Raw genomic sequence first — 13,209 nt, forward strand, 5'->3', positions numbered from 1 at the left:
TCGTCACGGCCGAACGAGCCCTGAACGCGGATGAAGCCGCCGATCTTGAGGCAGGTTTCCGTGCCCGGGATGTAGAAGTAGCCCGTGCCGAAAGCGTCGCAAACGCGAACGTATTCCATGGGCTCCGGCTCGGCGGCGACGATTGCGTCGGCTGCCTGAGCGCCGGATACTGCTGCGAGAGCAGCAGCGGAGCCGAGAAGAAGGCTCTTGATGTTCATTTCTGACCTCCAGTCAAAAGTTTCAAACGGGTCTGGGTTTCTTTGCTGAAGGACAGCGTTCCCTGCCCCATCCCCAACGTTCAAGAAGTCGGACGATCAACCGCCCTTGCTTCCGGAGTTGAAAATACAAAACCGGGTGGGGCACGCAACGTCCAACTTATCAGATCACCTCCTTTGCGCTGCCCTTCCCTGATCCCTGTTGCTGAAACGACACAAAATCGCCTCATCCCACTCGAGGAAATTAACAAAGGGTTAAGAAAACCCTTTAGCGACGGGGGGTTAGCACAAGGGCGCAGCGAGGCTCCTGTTCCAGAAAGGGGCAGAAAATGGCCGAAAACAGGGGCAAAACCGGGCATCGGCGGCTCCGGTCTGCGGTCTTCTCACCAGCAAGCCGCCACCCAAACGGCATCTGGCGAGATGGCGACGGGAGATCTTTTGCCGATTCACAAGAGAATCAACGCACTGGATTCGCGAATCCTCCAGAGCCCACTGGCGACGCCGGGAATCGCACGACTCGTCGCGAGGCCGAACGGAGAGAGGGACAAGGATGCGGACAGGCGGGCACGATTTTACGTGTGTGCAGAGAGCACTTGCAGAAGTTGCAATCAAAGAACGGAAGATCGGCGAGCCGCTGCAATCGAACAACTTGCCCGACCGATGACGTTTTGTGGGTTGTCATGGACAAATGTGGAAATGGCGGAGAAGAAGGGATTCGAACCCTCGATACCGTTTCCGGTATACTCCCTTAGCAGGGGAGCGCCTTCGACCACTCGGCCACCTCTCCGTTAGCGCCTGACTAGTGTCACCGCGCCATCAATGCAAGATTTTTTTGTCAGATTTCGGGAAATCACACGATTTTCATCGGCTGGCGATATGTCAGGAGGCGCCTCTATCGGCGATGTGCATCGCGACCGGAGAGTGCACACGCGGACGGCCGCCCTTGGAAACAGACAATTTGCCAACGAGACGACGTCGGGATTCCCGAAGGTCCCGGCGTTTCGCAAATGGCGCCGCCCTCGCAAGGCCGAAGCAAGTCCGCTTGCCAAAAATAGCCGTCTCGCGGTCGAGCGCGGTGATTCCCCGCCGAATGGCGGCATCGCGTGGTGGATAAAAGAGTCGGCATTTTCGGAGGCTGCTATGTCGATGATCATGCATGTCGCGCAAGCAAAGCCCGGCCAGACCTCGGCCGTCTACCAGCATTATTTCATCGAGCGCCCGTGCCGCATCCTTGTCATCGGCAAGCAGTTGAAGACTAAGGCCAAGTATCAGTGCCTGCTTCGGCATATCTCGATTGGCGGCGCAATGCTCGACTTCAATGCCGCGATCATGCTGCCGAAGCACTTCTTTCTTGAGATCGACGGATTCAAAGAGGAGATCGGCTGCGCGGAGGTCCATCGCAGCGGCACGGAGCTCGGCGTGCGCTTCAACATGCTGCTTGCCCAGGACTTTCTGCGCCGGCTGATCCGGTTGCAGTTTTCCAGCGGCGGGCTTTAAAAGCGCGTCGCGCTCAATCGGACTCATGCGACGCGCTTTAGGTCATCGCTTTTATGCATATCCCAAAACCGCTGCACACTTCTCGGCGACATGCATCAGTAGCGGCTGCGTCGGTGTCCAAATAACGCAAGCTTGTTAGATTCTTATCGATTAGCTTCAAGGGATTGCAAGTTTCCCACTGGAGACTGCCGAGAATAGCCTTCCTGCCCAGGCATTTTGGAAGGCACCGGCAAATGACTTGTCCGGACTTCGTGGAATCGCAATCGCCGCTTCATGCGGCGCGTCCGGAGTATGACGCATGCTGCAGTCGACCATGTATTCGCTCGTCCCCTCGCCTCTCTACGAGCGCAAGTACGAGCGCTTTTCGATCGGCCAGGCTGGCACGCTGATGTCGGTGCGACCTGCCCTCGGCGGCGTCTCCATACGAGCCTGCAAAATGATCGACATCTCGCGGGGCGGCGCGAGCTTTTCCGTGAGCACGACAATCGGACTGTCGCAGCACTATTACCTCCATATCGTCGGCACGAAATTCCGCATCGGATGCGCCGAGGTCTACCGCAAAGGAGAGCGCATCGGCGTGCAATTCATCAAGACGATCGACGAGGCATTCCTGCACGAAATCGTGCGCCACGAATTTTTCACCGGCCAGGGCAAGAAGGCTCCGTCCAACCTGGCGGCGGTCTCGCGTCGTCCCGCATCTGTCAACTGGGGCTTCGTCGAATAAGGCGCTGAGCGCAAGCAGGTCGATCTTTTCCGCAAAAGCGATTCCGATTCTTGCGCATATGCGATAAGTTCCGCGGCATTTGTTCCACGGGGTCCAGCTTCTCGCATGTCCGCATTCTCCCGCTTCACACCGCTTATCCAGTCCTTGCCAGCAACCATTCCCTTCGTCGGGCCTGAAGCGATCGAGCGCCAGCGCGGCCGCAAGGTTGCCGCGCGCATCGGCGCCAACGAGAGCGGCTTCGGTCCGGCAAATTCTGTGCTGCTCGCCATGCAGCAAGCGGCCGGAGAAACCTGGAAATATGCCGATCCTGAAAATTACGACCTGAAACAGGCCCTCGCCAGCCATCTGCGAATCTCTTCCGCCAACATCGCGATTGGCGAAGGCATCGACGGCTTGCTCGGCCAGATCGTCCGCCTCGTCATCGAACCCGGCATGCCGGTGGTGACCTCGTTCGGAGCCTATCCGACATTCAACTATCATGTCGCCGGACACGGCGGGCGTCTCGTCACGGTCCCCTACGCTGATGATAGGGAAGACCTCGACGGATTGCTTGCCGCCGTAAAGCGCGAGAATGCACCGCTCGTCTACTTCGCAAATCCCGACAACCCGATGGGGAGCTGGTGGCCCGCTGATCGTATCGTCGAATTCGCAAATGCCCTGCCCGAAACAACGCTCCTCGTCCTCGACGAAGCCTACAGCGAAACAGCGCCGCCCGAGTCGATACCGGCGATCGAAAGTTTGATCGACAAGCCGAACGTCATACGCACGCGCACGTTTTCCAAGGCCTACGGGCTTGCCGGGTCGCGCGTTGGTTATGCGCTTTCAACGCCCGGCACGACCTTGGCGTTCGACAAGATCCGCAATCATTTCGGGATGAACCGTGTCGGCGTCGCGGCAGCGATTGCTGCTCTTGCTGACCAGAGTTATCTTAAGGAAGTCATCGCGAGAATAGCGGCGTCGCGTGAGCGAATCTCTCGGATTGCGGGCGACAACGGGCTGCAGCCATTGCCATCGGCCACAAATTTCGTGGCTGTCGACTGCGGACAGGACGCGACCCATGCGCGGGCGATCGTTGACCGGCTGATGAGCGACCACGGTGTTTTCATCCGCATGCCGGGCGTTGCCCCGCTCAATCGCTGCATCCGGGTCAGCGCCGGGCCCGATGCTGAAATGGACCTGTTTGAAGCAGCCCTGCCCGCCGTTCTCAGGAACCTGGCGGCAGGTAGCTGATATTGTAGTAGTTCAAAGTGCTACAGCGACCTTTGCGTGTCCGATTGGACGCGGGGCGCTGCAGGCTCACGCCTCACTCTCAATGTACCGTCATCCATTCGCGGGCGGCGCGCAGGGCGGCGGCAAGATCGGTCTTGCTCATCGTTGCCGCAAGATCGGCGCGCAAGTCCGCAGCGCGGTCGGATCCCTTGATGGCGGCAATGTTCAGCCACTTGTGGGCAGCGACGAGGTCGACCGGCCGGCCACGGCCCGTCGCATAGGCCAGGCCCATTTCACAGAGCGCGTCCGCGCGGTTTTCGCCACCCATCGCGGCGTCCGAAGCGATTTGCATATCAAAGCGTGCCATTTGTCTTGTCCCTGTCTTGCTGGTTGATCCGGCTGAAGCGGCCCGCCCTCTCGGGCGGACCTTGCTCCAGATCAGCATTTTTGGTCCCTGTTCAGTCGCGCCTCTTTGTGGGCTTTCCGAAAGTGCACCGTCTTTTGCGAGTGTCGCTTTCGGCAGTTCGGCGGGTTGTTCTCTCCGCTCGTCTTATGGCCTGGAGTATGCTCAACGGCCTTCAACGCGCGCTTAAAATGCATGCTTAATTTGACGCAAACAAAGTTCAAACGCTTGGTAAACTTGAGTTTTCATTAAGCATCGGATCGCCTGACATAGCGCGCATTTGCCTCAAAATTTACGAAATATTCAGCCGCCGATTTAAACCAATCGCTAACCACACAAACAGCATCGGCCGGCCGCACATCGATTTTCGTTGCCTCTCGCGGGTCTGCAGACCTGGCGAACCAGTGACACGGGAGGGCTGCGGATGTTTACCTTTACGTGCGCGTAAGATACGTTCGCGCCACGCGGTGCGAGACCGCTTGACATGAGGTATTCCAGCTGGGCCGGTAGACGATACTATGCCGGCCGGCTTTCTTTTTGGGAGGGATTGAATGATTCGTACATTGCTCGTCGCAGCGGCCATTGCCTGCACTACCGCGGGCTCGGTCCGTGCCGCGGAACCGATCGTCGGCAACTGGAAGACAGCGAGCGGCGCCACGGCCGAAATCGCACCATGCGGCGGCGCTTACTGCATCACTTTGAAAACCGGGAAGTACGCGGGCAAGCGCATCGGCAATCTGACCGGAGCCGACGGTATCTACAGCGGCGAAATCACCGATCCGGAAAGCGACAAGACCTATAGCGGATCAGGCACCGTCAACGGTAAGGCGCTAAAGATGAAAGGCTGTGTGCTGAAGGTCCTTTGCAAATCGCAGACCTGGTCGCGGCTGTAAGTCTCACTCGGCTATGGGGATGGGAACCGCCGGGGTCTTCTGCCGAAGGGCAGCCTGGCGGTGTCTCAGAGGCGAAATCCCATCCTCCGACAGAACGATTTTATTCGGGGCTTGGATGCCCTACAGCGCCCGCGTCTTTTGTCACACGCAAAGGTCGCTGCATTTTGAATCGCTGCAGGATTCCTCAAATCGATTCCGATTCGGGGAATCATGCAGTAGAAGCGATTCGCAATCTGATATGGTCTCGCGAGGATTTCGAGGCATTCCCCGGTATCCGTCAGCATCAGAGAATTGAGCATGCCGAGGAATGTCGATGGAAGCAAAAGACGTTGAGGCGATCCTTTCCGAATACGAAGCGCTAGCCCTGATCGCCAACAGTGAAGGTGTAGACATCGGTGCGGTCATGCGCGCCCTTCCAGAGCGAACGCTGTTTGTCTTTTTCAACGGGTGCGCAAAAGTGCTGGCCCGCCCGTTCGAGAAGGACGCCATACTGTGTCAGCGCCTCATCAGCGGCGGCACGCGCTTCCTAACTTCACAGAAGCATGTGGATCGGGCACGTGCACTCTTCTCGCGGCCCTTAAAGGCTGAGATTGGCGTTCTTGCCGAGCGCGGGGCACTGGAAGGAACGCCTCGCATGGCGGCACCGCGCAGGAGCGCGCTCGTGCAACATACGTTGGACTTCGACCATGAGTTCGGCTCGCTGTACACAGCCAGGCGCATGCCAACGACCGGTTTTGCCGTTGCCCTATGGCTGCTCGAGAAGGCGCCGCATTCAAAGGTCTTCCTCTGTGGTTTCACCGGCGCCGCGGGATCCCGATTCGACATTATTGTGGAGCACGACTGGACCTTCGAACAAATCATGCTGCGGTGCTTCGTGAAGCGAGGGCGCATTCAATTCTTCGAAGAGAGCGTCAGCGAGCCGGCTGGCGCCCTGGAGCGCGTCTGCGCTCATTTTCCGGATCTCAGCGAGGCGACAATAGCGCTAATCGCCTCCAACGTTCTCGCAAACCGCCACACGGCTGTGGAACGGCAGGTCGCGAAACTTTGGGCGACGACAAAGCTGCAGCGCCGGATCCGCTCGTTTTTCAAGCGCATTAGGCTCAGGTACGGCGAACGCTGACGATCCAAAACCCTTCGTCCGGTTCGCCGCCCCTGATCTCATGCAAACGCGGGAACGATTGAAACGTCCGTTTGATAGCACCCGACGCTAACGCGCACGCTGGCCAAACAGGATTTTCTGCGCCTCCTGGTCCTCGGCGAGGCTCTTCTGGCGAGCGCGCTCTTCCTTACCCACTTCGATCGCCTTTTGAACGGCTGGCCGCGCAAGCACCGCCTCGAACCAGCGCTTCAGATGCGGGAAGTCATCCAGATCCTGTCCCTGATTCTCGTGCGGGATCACCCAGCCAATACAGGCCATGTCGGCAATCGAGTAGTCGCCAGCCAGGAACGGCCGGTCGGCGAGGCGCTTGTTCATCACGCCATAGAGGCGGTTGGCTTCGTTGGTATAGCGATTGATCGCGTATTCGATCTTCTCCGGAGCATATTGGCGGAAATGATGGGCCTGTCCCGCCATGGGACCGAGGCCGCCCATCTGCCAGAAGAGCCATTGATCGACTTCGACGCGCGATCGCTCGTCGGCAGGATAGAACTTCCCGAATTTGCGGCCGAGATATTGCAGGATCGCCCCCGACTCGAAGATCGAAATCGGCTGGCCGCCCGGGCCGTCGGGGTCGATGATCGCCGGCATTCGGTTGTTCGGGGCGATCTTCAGGAAATCCGGAGCGAACTGTTCGCCACGCCCGATATTCACGTATTTGACCACATAGGGAGCGCCGAGCTCCTCCAACATGATCGTGATCTTCCAGCCGTTTGGGGTCGGCCAGTAATAAAGCTCGATCGGAGCCGCCATCCTGTTTCTCCTGAGGTTGCAAGAGTTAACACGTAGGCACGCCCGCCGCCTCCTACAAGACTGATAAAATTCACGAAGATGAACCGGAGATGAACGGACATCTCAGCATCAATTCAGTTTGGTTGTGAGAAAAGACGATCCATCGATCTTAACGTGCCTCCAGCCAACGGACAGAACCATGGATATTCTCGCTCGGCGCCTCACCATCATCAGCGTGCTGATGGTTGTCTTCGCTATGACGCTCGCCGCCGCGGTCAGTGCCGATACGCAGCGCCGCCGCCAAAGCACCTATCTCGGCTCGCTGACCGACTGCACCGCCCACACGGCCCAATATTGCCAGGCCAAGCTCTAAGAAGCCAAAGATGACCGCTCTCGCCACTTCCGCCATTCTCTCGCTCCGTGTCCTGATACTCACAGGCCTGCTGATGGCGCCGATCGGAGCAGTCGCCTACACCAAAGCCGCGGGCCTCGGCATCGGCAAGACCGGTGCCGGCCTCGTCCTCTTCGTGACGCTCCAGCGTCAGGCGATGAGTTGACGTCCACAGCGCCGCGCGTCGTATCAGACGCGCAAAGGACGCTGTAGCACTTTGAATTGCTCGCGACCCGTCTACCGCTTGCATATGGATTGAAATTCCGGTCCTTTTCCGGCGAACGGATGGAATAATGCCTGCATATGCAATCTATCTCGCCGCCGCACTTGCCGAAATCGCCGGATGCTTTGCCTTCTGGGCATGGCTCAAGCTCGGCAAATCCATCTGGTGGCTTGTACCCGGCATGGGCTCGCTCGCCCTGTTTGCCTGGCTCCTGACGGTGGTCGATTCGGCGGCCGCCGGCCGCGCCTATGCCGCCTATGGTGGCGTCTATATCGCCGCTTCGCTCGCCTGGCTCTGGCTCGCAGAAGGTGTGCGCCCGGACCGCTGGGACATGACCGGCGTCGCGGTGGCGCTCGCCGGCAGCGTGATCATTCTCGCCGGTCCGCGCTGACTCCAGCAAGCGAGCATAGGTGTATCGGATTCAATCGGCGTTCGATTCCAGATAGTTAAAGCGATGCCACGGCGGAAAAAACGGCTCCACAATTTTCCAGACCCCACTTTATCTTGTCGTTTGCTTGTCAGAAGGCGCAGCCTATAATGCGACATGAACAAACGAATCTCTTCAAACTCCGTTCTCTCCGTCGCAACCCCTGAACCATTCGAGCCGCACCTCTTCGAGGATCCGGCCGAGGCCGTGGATTGCCTGGAGGCTCTTTATGAACGCAACACCCGCTTCCTCCGCGAGGCCTTCGAAGGGCTTGGAAAGAGCGATGCGCCGCTCACGCGGTTTCGTGCCTGCTATCCGCAGGTCAGCATCGAGACGAGCAGCTTCGGCCACGTCGATTCCAGGCTTTCGTTCGGATATGTCAGCGCGCCCGGCGTCTACACGACGACGATCACCCGACCCAAGCTCTTTCGCCATTATCTGAAGGAGCAGTTCGGGCACCTGATGCGCAACCACGGCGTCGGTGTCACCGTTTCCGAATCGTCGACACCGATACCGTTGCATTTCGCCTTCAGCGAGGGCGCTCATGTCGAAGCGTCGGCCGCCGAATCCATCGACATCCCGCTGCGCGACCTGTTCGACGCGCCCGACCTGACGACGACCGATGACGAGATCGCCAATGGGTCCTATGAGCCGGGCCCCGGCGAACCCTCGCCGCTTGCTCCGTTCACCGCGCAGCGCATCGATTATTCGCTGGCCCGCCTCAGCCACTATACAGCGAGCAGCCCGACGCATTTCCAGAACTTCGTGCTCTTCACGAACTATCAGTTTTATGTCGACGAGTTCTGCGCCTGGGCCCGACAGCAGATGGCACAGGGCGGAAACGGCTACACCGCTTTCGTCGAGCCGGGCAACATCGTGACACCCGCGGGCGCCGACAGGCCGGATGCCGACTATACCTCCGTCCGCCTGCCCCAAATGCCGGCCTATCACCTGAAGAAGAAGGGGCACGGCGGCATCAGCTTGGTCAACATCGGTGTCGGCCCGTCCAACGCCAAGACGATTACCGACCATATCGCGGTGCTGCGCCCGCATGTCTGGCTGATGCTCGGGCATTGCGCCGGGCTTAGAAACAGCCAGCGCCTCGGCGACTATGTGTTGGCGCATGCCTATATGCGCGAGGACCACGTGCTCGACGATGATCTGCCGGTCTGGATCCCCCTGCCGGCGTTGGCGGAAGTGCAGGTTGCGTTGCAGGACGCCGTGGCCGAGGTGACGGGCTACAAAGGCTACGACCTCAAGCAGATCATGCGCACCGGCACGGTCGCGACGATCGACAACCGCAACTGGGAACTGCGCGACCAGCGCGGCCCGGTCAAACGCCTGTCGCAGGCGCGTGCAATCGCGCTCGACATGGAGTCGGCCACGATCGCGGCCAACGGCTTCCGCTTCCGTGTGCCTTACGGCACGCTGCTTTGCGTGTCGGACAAGCCGCTCCACGGCGAGTTGAAGCTGCCCGGCATGGCAACCGCCTTTTACCGGACGCAGGTGAGCCAGCATCTGAAGATCGGCATCCTGGCTCTGCAGAAGCTCGCGGCCATGCCGCCCGAGAAACTGCATTCGCGCAAGCTCAGAAGCTTCTACGAAACCTCGTTCCAGTAGATCACGATCTTCGCCGCAACAGCAGTGAGAGCATCGTGCCGGCGACGGCCGACACGATGACGAGCAGGTGCGCATTGACGCTGGCACGGCCGAGCAGTTCCAAGGCGGCGCGATTGCCGGGCGCCCCGAAGGAGATCGCTCCGGCGGCGATCGCAGCCGGATAGGTGCCTACTCCCGCCGGGGCATGAACCGGCAGAACCGAGGAAAGCTCGCCGCCTAAGGCACCGCCGAAGCAGGCGGCAAGCGGCGCTACCCCTATGATGGCAAGCACCCAGGCGAGAACCACGACCTTGACTCCCCAGTTCAGCATGGTCATTGCCCATGCACGTAGGAAAGCCGGCACGTTGTCCGGCAGCCCTGCTTCCACTTCGTCCAGAGCGGTCGCGAGTTTCGCCGGCGCCTTGCTGCGCGCAAGCGCCAGAACCTTTCCCTTCAGGAGAAAGAATGCGAGCGGTGAAAGGAAGGCAAGCGTCCATGCGAGCCAAGCGATCAATGCATCGCTCATGTCGATCACCAGGCCGATCGCCGCGACCGTCAGCAAGGCATGCAGATCGAGCAGCCGCATGACGAGCAGAGCCGACGTGCCATGCACCAGCGGCACCCCGAATTCAGAGCGCATCAGCAGGGGAAAGCTCGTTTCACCTGCTCGAAACGGCAACATGATGTTGAGCAGATTGTGGACCTGCGTCACGCGAAACAGAGGCAGGAACCGCCCTCGGGTATGTTCCGGGAAATAATCGTAGATGCGAACGCAGCGGATGAAATAGGTGGAGATCAGCAAGACGAGTGCGGCAAGCACCGACCAGATGCCGATTTCGGCCCACTGGCGCATCAGGGTAGACCAGCCCCAGACCCACTCGACAAAGATCGCGTAAGCCGCGATCGCGGCTACGGAAATCAGCGCCATGCGGTTGCGTATAAGCCACGATCGCCGACTGAACTGACAGTCCGAATTCATCCGATGCCGATTTCCTGTGCTGAACCACGCAATTCGACGTTGGTTATCACCGTTAACTGTGCAAGAAAACTGCGACAGTACGTCGGAGACAATCCTTGAATCACATTGAAGAACCCGTGACGGCTCTTGCCGATAAAATTGAGGCCATCGAGCTGTCCGTCGTTGTCCCCGTGTTCAACGAAGAGGACAGCGTCGGGCCGCTTGTCACACGCATTCGTGACGCGCTGGCCGGCTTCAGCCAGCCGTGGGAACTAATCCTCGTGGATGACGGCAGCACCGATGGTACCCTTGCCAATGCCCGCGCCGAACTTTTTCGTCCGGATTTGAGGCTGAAGATCATCGAACTGCAGAAGAATTTCGGTCAGACTGCCGCCATGCAGGCCGGTATCGATGCCGCGTCCGGGCGATTGATCGCGACCCTCGACGGCGACCTGCAGAATGACCCGAATGACATTCCACGCATGGTCGCGGCAATCGAAGAGCGCCAATTGGACCTGCTCGTCGGGTGGAGACAGAATCGGCGGGACGGCCTGCTGCTCAGAAAAATTCCCTCATGGTGCGCCAACCGGCTGATCGGCAAGATCACCGGAGTGAGGCTCCATGACTACGGTTGCAGCCTGAAGGTCTATCGCGCCTCGATCATCAAACAAGTCAAACTGATGGGCGAAATGCACCGCTTCATCCCGGCGTGGGTCGCCGGTGTCGTGCCCAGCAGCCGGATCGGCGAGATGCCGGTTACCCACCACGCCCGGCACTTCGGTACGTCGAAATACGGACTCTCGCGCACGTTCCGCGTCATACTCGATCTCCTGGCCGTACTCTTCTTCATGCGCTACAAGGCGCGCCCCGGTCACTTTTTCGGATCGATCGGGCTTGCGACCGGCGGCTTGAGCGCACTCATCCTCTTCTATCTGGCCATCGACAAGTTCATTCTCGGCAATGACATCGGCACCCGCCCGATGCTGGTCGTGGGCGTGATGCTGTTCCTGTCTTCGGTCCAGCTCATCACCACCGGCATCCTTTCGGAAATGATGGCCCGCGCCTATTTCCGCGACGACGAGACGACGAGCTATATCGTGCGCCAGGTCTTCGACAAGGGAGGGCCGCATGCTTGAAGCCCTCGACCGACGCCCCAATGCGGCCTTCGTCGCGGTGGCGGGCTATTTTCTGTTGTGCATAGTCTTACGTCTTGCGGTGTCGAACTCTCTCGAGATCGATGAGGCTGGCGTGGCACTCCAGTCGCAATTCCTGCAGCTCGGATACGGGCCGCAGCCCCCATTCTATAATTGGCTGCAATACGGTCTGGCGCAGTCGATCGGCGCGTCGCTTGCGACGCTGTCAGTCCTCAAGAACAGCCTCCTGTTTCTTTCCTGCCTTTTTTACGGCCTGGCGGCACGCCTTGTCCTCAGTAACTGGCGCCTTTCGGCGATGGCGATGCTTGGCATCCTGACGCTGCCGCCTGTATTCCTGCTGGCGCAGCGCGATCTCTCCCATACGGTCGCCGCGCTCTTCACGGTGTCGCTCTTTCTTTACGGCTTCCTAAGAACGCTCACACGGCCCACCCTGTTCTCGTACCTGCTGACAGGCATCGCCGTCGGCATCGGCATAATCTCGAAGTATAACTTCGTGTTGATCCCGGTCTCGGCGATAATTGCAGTCCTGCCGGAGCGCGACTTGCGGGCTCATATCTTCGACTGGAGGATCCTGCCGGCAATCGTGATCGCCGCCCTCGTTGTTCTGCCCCACAGCTATTGGCTGTTGCAGAATCTCGACTTCGCCTCGGGCGGCACCTTGAACGAGATGAGGGAACATGAGGCGCAGGGGCGTTTGCTGCAGGCCTTGCGCGGAACCTATGCACTCGGATCGGCGATCATCGGCGGTGGCCTCGTTTCAGCACTCGTATTCGGCCTCGTCTTTCGCGGCAAGGTGCGCGTGATCTGGCAGGCGGAAAACCAGTGGAGCCGGGTCGTGGGGCGGATGATCGCGATCTGCCTGGTTGGGGTGCTGCTCATCGTGCTGGGTGTCGCGGCAACGCACATACGCGAGAAATGGCTCGTTCTCTATCTCATGCTTGTCCCGCTTTATCTTTGCCTCAAGATCGAAGCGGCGAAGATCGATCTCACCAACATGTTCCGGCGCTTCTTCCTGTTGGTGGCGTTTCTCGCCTTGACAGCACTCACCATCGTGTCGGCGCGCGCGATCGTGCGGCCATGGTTCGGCGACTATTCAAGACTGAATATCCCCTATAGCGACTTCGCCGAAGCGGTGGCTCAAGCGGAGGGCGGGCAGCCGGCCCTCGTCGTTACCAATGACAAGCAAATTGCGGGAAATCTGCGCACACGGTTCAGCGCGGCGCTGGTCACCATGCCGAAGCTCAATGCGCTTCCGGTCGACATGACGAAGAGGCCGCTTCTGGTTGTCTGGCACGACGACACAACCCAGGAAGCGCCCATTCCCGACCTTCTGAAGGACACGCTCAAGGCTTCCCCCATTCCGGAGGCGGCGATGACGCCGCGCCACCTCGCCCTCCCCTACATTCATGGCGCCGGCTCGGATCGTTACGCCTTCAGCTACATCTGGATCGCGGAGTGAGACCTGCTCTGTGGCGCTAACAAAGCACGTCGCACTCAATTGCAGCCATGCGACGTGCGGTGGGTTTTTGTCCTCATGCATGTCGTTGTCCCGAAACCGCTGCACACTTTTGGGCGACATGCATTACAGCGCCGTGCGTCCTTTAGGACGCACAAAGGACGCTGTAACT

General features: G+C 59.5%; 15 protein-coding genes and 1 tRNA gene. 11 read left to right on the plus strand and 5 right to left on the minus strand.

Features of this window, described 5'->3' with window-relative positions; translation table 11 throughout:
* Together GHK62_RS21100 and GHK62_RS21105 are read right to left on the minus strand one after the other, a co-directional pair.
* Positions 1–218: porin (locus GHK62_RS21100; RefSeq protein WP_193571421.1), on the minus strand; the 218-nt coding region annotated here is incomplete at its 3' end.
* 694 nt (positions 219–912) lie between these two features.
* Positions 913–1,002: transfer RNA gene (locus GHK62_RS21105), tRNA-Ser, on the minus strand.
* 353 nt (positions 1,003–1,355) lie between these two features.
* On the opposite strand from GHK62_RS21105, the gene GHK62_RS21110 reads away from it, so the two are divergent.
* From GHK62_RS21110 to GHK62_RS21120, 3 genes are all read left to right on the plus strand, one after another.
* Positions 1,356–1,712 (plus strand): PilZ domain-containing protein, encoded by a 357-nt coding sequence (locus tag GHK62_RS21110; RefSeq protein ID WP_153441062.1) that lies wholly within the window; start codon positions 1,356–1,358, stop codon positions 1,710–1,712.
* Positions 1,713–2,010: 298 nt separating this feature from the next.
* Entirely contained in the window at positions 2,011–2,436 is a 426-nt protein-coding gene (locus GHK62_RS21115) for a PilZ domain-containing protein (protein WP_153441063.1), read from the plus strand.
* Positions 2,437–2,541: 105 nt separating this feature from the next.
* A complete protein-coding gene (locus tag GHK62_RS21120) occupies positions 2,542–3,666 on the plus strand; it encodes a pyridoxal phosphate-dependent aminotransferase (protein WP_153441064.1) in 1,125 nt (374 codons plus the stop codon).
* 79 nt (positions 3,667–3,745) lie between these two features.
* On the opposite strand, the gene GHK62_RS21125 is transcribed toward GHK62_RS21120, so the two are convergent.
* On the minus strand, positions 3,746–4,012 hold the full coding sequence (locus GHK62_RS21125; protein WP_136504089.1) for an SEL1-like repeat protein: 267 nt from the start codon (positions 4,010–4,012) through the stop codon (positions 3,746–3,748).
* Positions 4,013–4,599: 587 nt separating this feature from the next.
* Here GHK62_RS21125 and GHK62_RS21130 point away from each other — a divergent pair.
* Both GHK62_RS21130 and GHK62_RS21135 read left to right on the plus strand, forming a co-directional pair.
* Positions 4,600–4,941, plus strand: coding sequence for a DUF2147 domain-containing protein (locus GHK62_RS21130; RefSeq protein ID WP_153441065.1), 342 nt, complete (start codon positions 4,600–4,602; stop codon positions 4,939–4,941).
* Between the two features lie 313 nt (positions 4,942–5,254).
* Positions 5,255–6,061 carry a hypothetical protein gene (locus GHK62_RS21135; RefSeq protein WP_153441066.1) on the plus strand — a complete coding sequence of 269 codons (807 nt, stop codon included), beginning with the start codon at positions 5,255–5,257 and terminating at the stop codon, positions 6,059–6,061.
* An 87-nt stretch (positions 6,062–6,148) separates the two neighbouring features.
* On the opposite strand, the gene GHK62_RS21140 is transcribed toward GHK62_RS21135, so the two are convergent.
* Positions 6,149–6,850, minus strand: coding sequence for a glutathione S-transferase N-terminal domain-containing protein (locus tag GHK62_RS21140; RefSeq protein ID WP_153441067.1), 702 nt, complete (start codon positions 6,848–6,850; stop codon positions 6,149–6,151).
* A gap of 178 nt (positions 6,851–7,028) precedes the next feature.
* Here GHK62_RS21140 and GHK62_RS21145 point away from each other — a divergent pair, with 178 nt between their 5' ends.
* The 4 genes from GHK62_RS21145 (at position 7,029) to GHK62_RS21160 (ending at position 9,490) form a co-directional block, all read left to right on the plus strand.
* Entirely contained in the window at positions 7,029–7,202 is a 174-nt protein-coding gene (locus tag GHK62_RS21145) for a hypothetical protein (RefSeq protein ID WP_136504085.1), read from the plus strand.
* A gap of 10 nt (positions 7,203–7,212) precedes the next feature.
* Positions 7,213–7,386, plus strand: coding sequence for a hypothetical protein (locus tag GHK62_RS21150; RefSeq protein ID WP_153441068.1), 174 nt, complete (start codon positions 7,213–7,215; stop codon positions 7,384–7,386).
* A 127-nt stretch (positions 7,387–7,513) separates the two neighbouring features.
* On the plus strand, positions 7,514–7,834 hold the full coding sequence (locus GHK62_RS21155; protein ID WP_153441069.1) for a YnfA family protein: 321 nt from the start codon (positions 7,514–7,516) through the stop codon (positions 7,832–7,834).
* A gap of 153 nt (positions 7,835–7,987) precedes the next feature.
* A complete protein-coding gene (locus GHK62_RS21160; RefSeq protein WP_153441070.1) occupies positions 7,988–9,490 on the plus strand; it encodes an AMP nucleosidase in 1,503 nt (500 codons plus the stop codon).
* 1 nt (position 9,491) lies between these two features.
* Here GHK62_RS21160 and GHK62_RS21165 read toward each other — a convergent pair whose 3' ends face one another.
* Positions 9,492–10,448: a lysylphosphatidylglycerol synthase transmembrane domain-containing protein gene (locus GHK62_RS21165; RefSeq protein ID WP_153441071.1), complete on the minus strand. Its 957-nt coding sequence runs from the start codon at positions 10,446–10,448 to the stop codon at positions 9,492–9,494.
* Positions 10,449–10,543: 95 nt separating this feature from the next.
* On the opposite strand from GHK62_RS21165, the gene GHK62_RS21170 reads away from it, so the two are divergent.
* Positions 10,544–11,563: a glycosyltransferase family 2 protein gene (locus GHK62_RS21170; protein WP_153441072.1), complete on the plus strand. Its 1,020-nt coding sequence runs from the start codon at positions 10,544–10,546 to the stop codon at positions 11,561–11,563.
* The gene (locus tag GHK62_RS21175; RefSeq protein WP_153441073.1) at positions 11,556–13,040 is read left to right on the plus strand and encodes an ArnT family glycosyltransferase; all 1,485 of its coding nucleotides are present in this window, start codon (positions 11,556–11,558) and stop codon (positions 13,038–13,040) included. The genes GHK62_RS21170 and GHK62_RS21175 overlap by 8 nt, the downstream gene beginning before the upstream one ends.
* Positions 13,041–13,209: the final 169 nt, after the last annotated feature.

The sequence above is a fragment of the Sinorhizobium terangae genome (assembly GCF_009601505.1).
Classification (GTDB): Bacteria; Pseudomonadota; Alphaproteobacteria; order Rhizobiales; family Rhizobiaceae; genus Sinorhizobium; species Sinorhizobium terangae.

Excerpts from the sequence above, each read along its gene's own strand:
- GHK62_RS21110 (WP_153441062.1), top strand. The coding sequence starts at position 1,356 with ATGTCGATGATCATGCATGTCGCGCAAGCAAAGCCCGGCCAGACCTCG.
- GHK62_RS21115 (WP_153441063.1), top strand. The coding sequence starts at position 2,011 with ATGCTGCAGTCGACCATGTATTCGCTCGTCCCCTCGCCTCTCTACGAG.
- GHK62_RS21120 (WP_153441064.1), top strand. The coding sequence starts at position 2,542 with ATGTCCGCATTCTCCCGCTTCACACCGCTTATCCAGTCCTTGCCAGCA.
- GHK62_RS21125 (WP_136504089.1), bottom strand. The coding sequence starts at position 4,012 with ATGGCACGCTTTGATATGCAAATCGCTTCGGACGCCGCGATGGGTGGC.
- GHK62_RS21130 (WP_153441065.1), top strand. The coding sequence starts at position 4,600 with ATGATTCGTACATTGCTCGTCGCAGCGGCCATTGCCTGCACTACCGCG.
- GHK62_RS21135 (WP_153441066.1), top strand. The coding sequence starts at position 5,255 with ATGGAAGCAAAAGACGTTGAGGCGATCCTTTCCGAATACGAAGCGCTA.
- GHK62_RS21140 (WP_153441067.1), bottom strand. The coding sequence starts at position 6,850 with ATGGCGGCTCCGATCGAGCTTTATTACTGGCCGACCCCAAACGGCTGG.
- GHK62_RS21145 (WP_136504085.1), top strand. The coding sequence starts at position 7,029 with ATGGATATTCTCGCTCGGCGCCTCACCATCATCAGCGTGCTGATGGTT.
- GHK62_RS21150 (WP_153441068.1), top strand. The coding sequence starts at position 7,213 with ATGACCGCTCTCGCCACTTCCGCCATTCTCTCGCTCCGTGTCCTGATA.
- GHK62_RS21155 (WP_153441069.1), top strand. The coding sequence starts at position 7,514 with ATGCCTGCATATGCAATCTATCTCGCCGCCGCACTTGCCGAAATCGCC.
- GHK62_RS21160 (WP_153441070.1), top strand. The coding sequence starts at position 7,988 with ATGAACAAACGAATCTCTTCAAACTCCGTTCTCTCCGTCGCAACCCCT.
- GHK62_RS21165 (WP_153441071.1), bottom strand. The coding sequence starts at position 10,448 with ATGAATTCGGACTGTCAGTTCAGTCGGCGATCGTGGCTTATACGCAAC.
- GHK62_RS21175 (WP_153441073.1), top strand. The coding sequence starts at position 11,556 with ATGCTTGAAGCCCTCGACCGACGCCCCAATGCGGCCTTCGTCGCGGTG.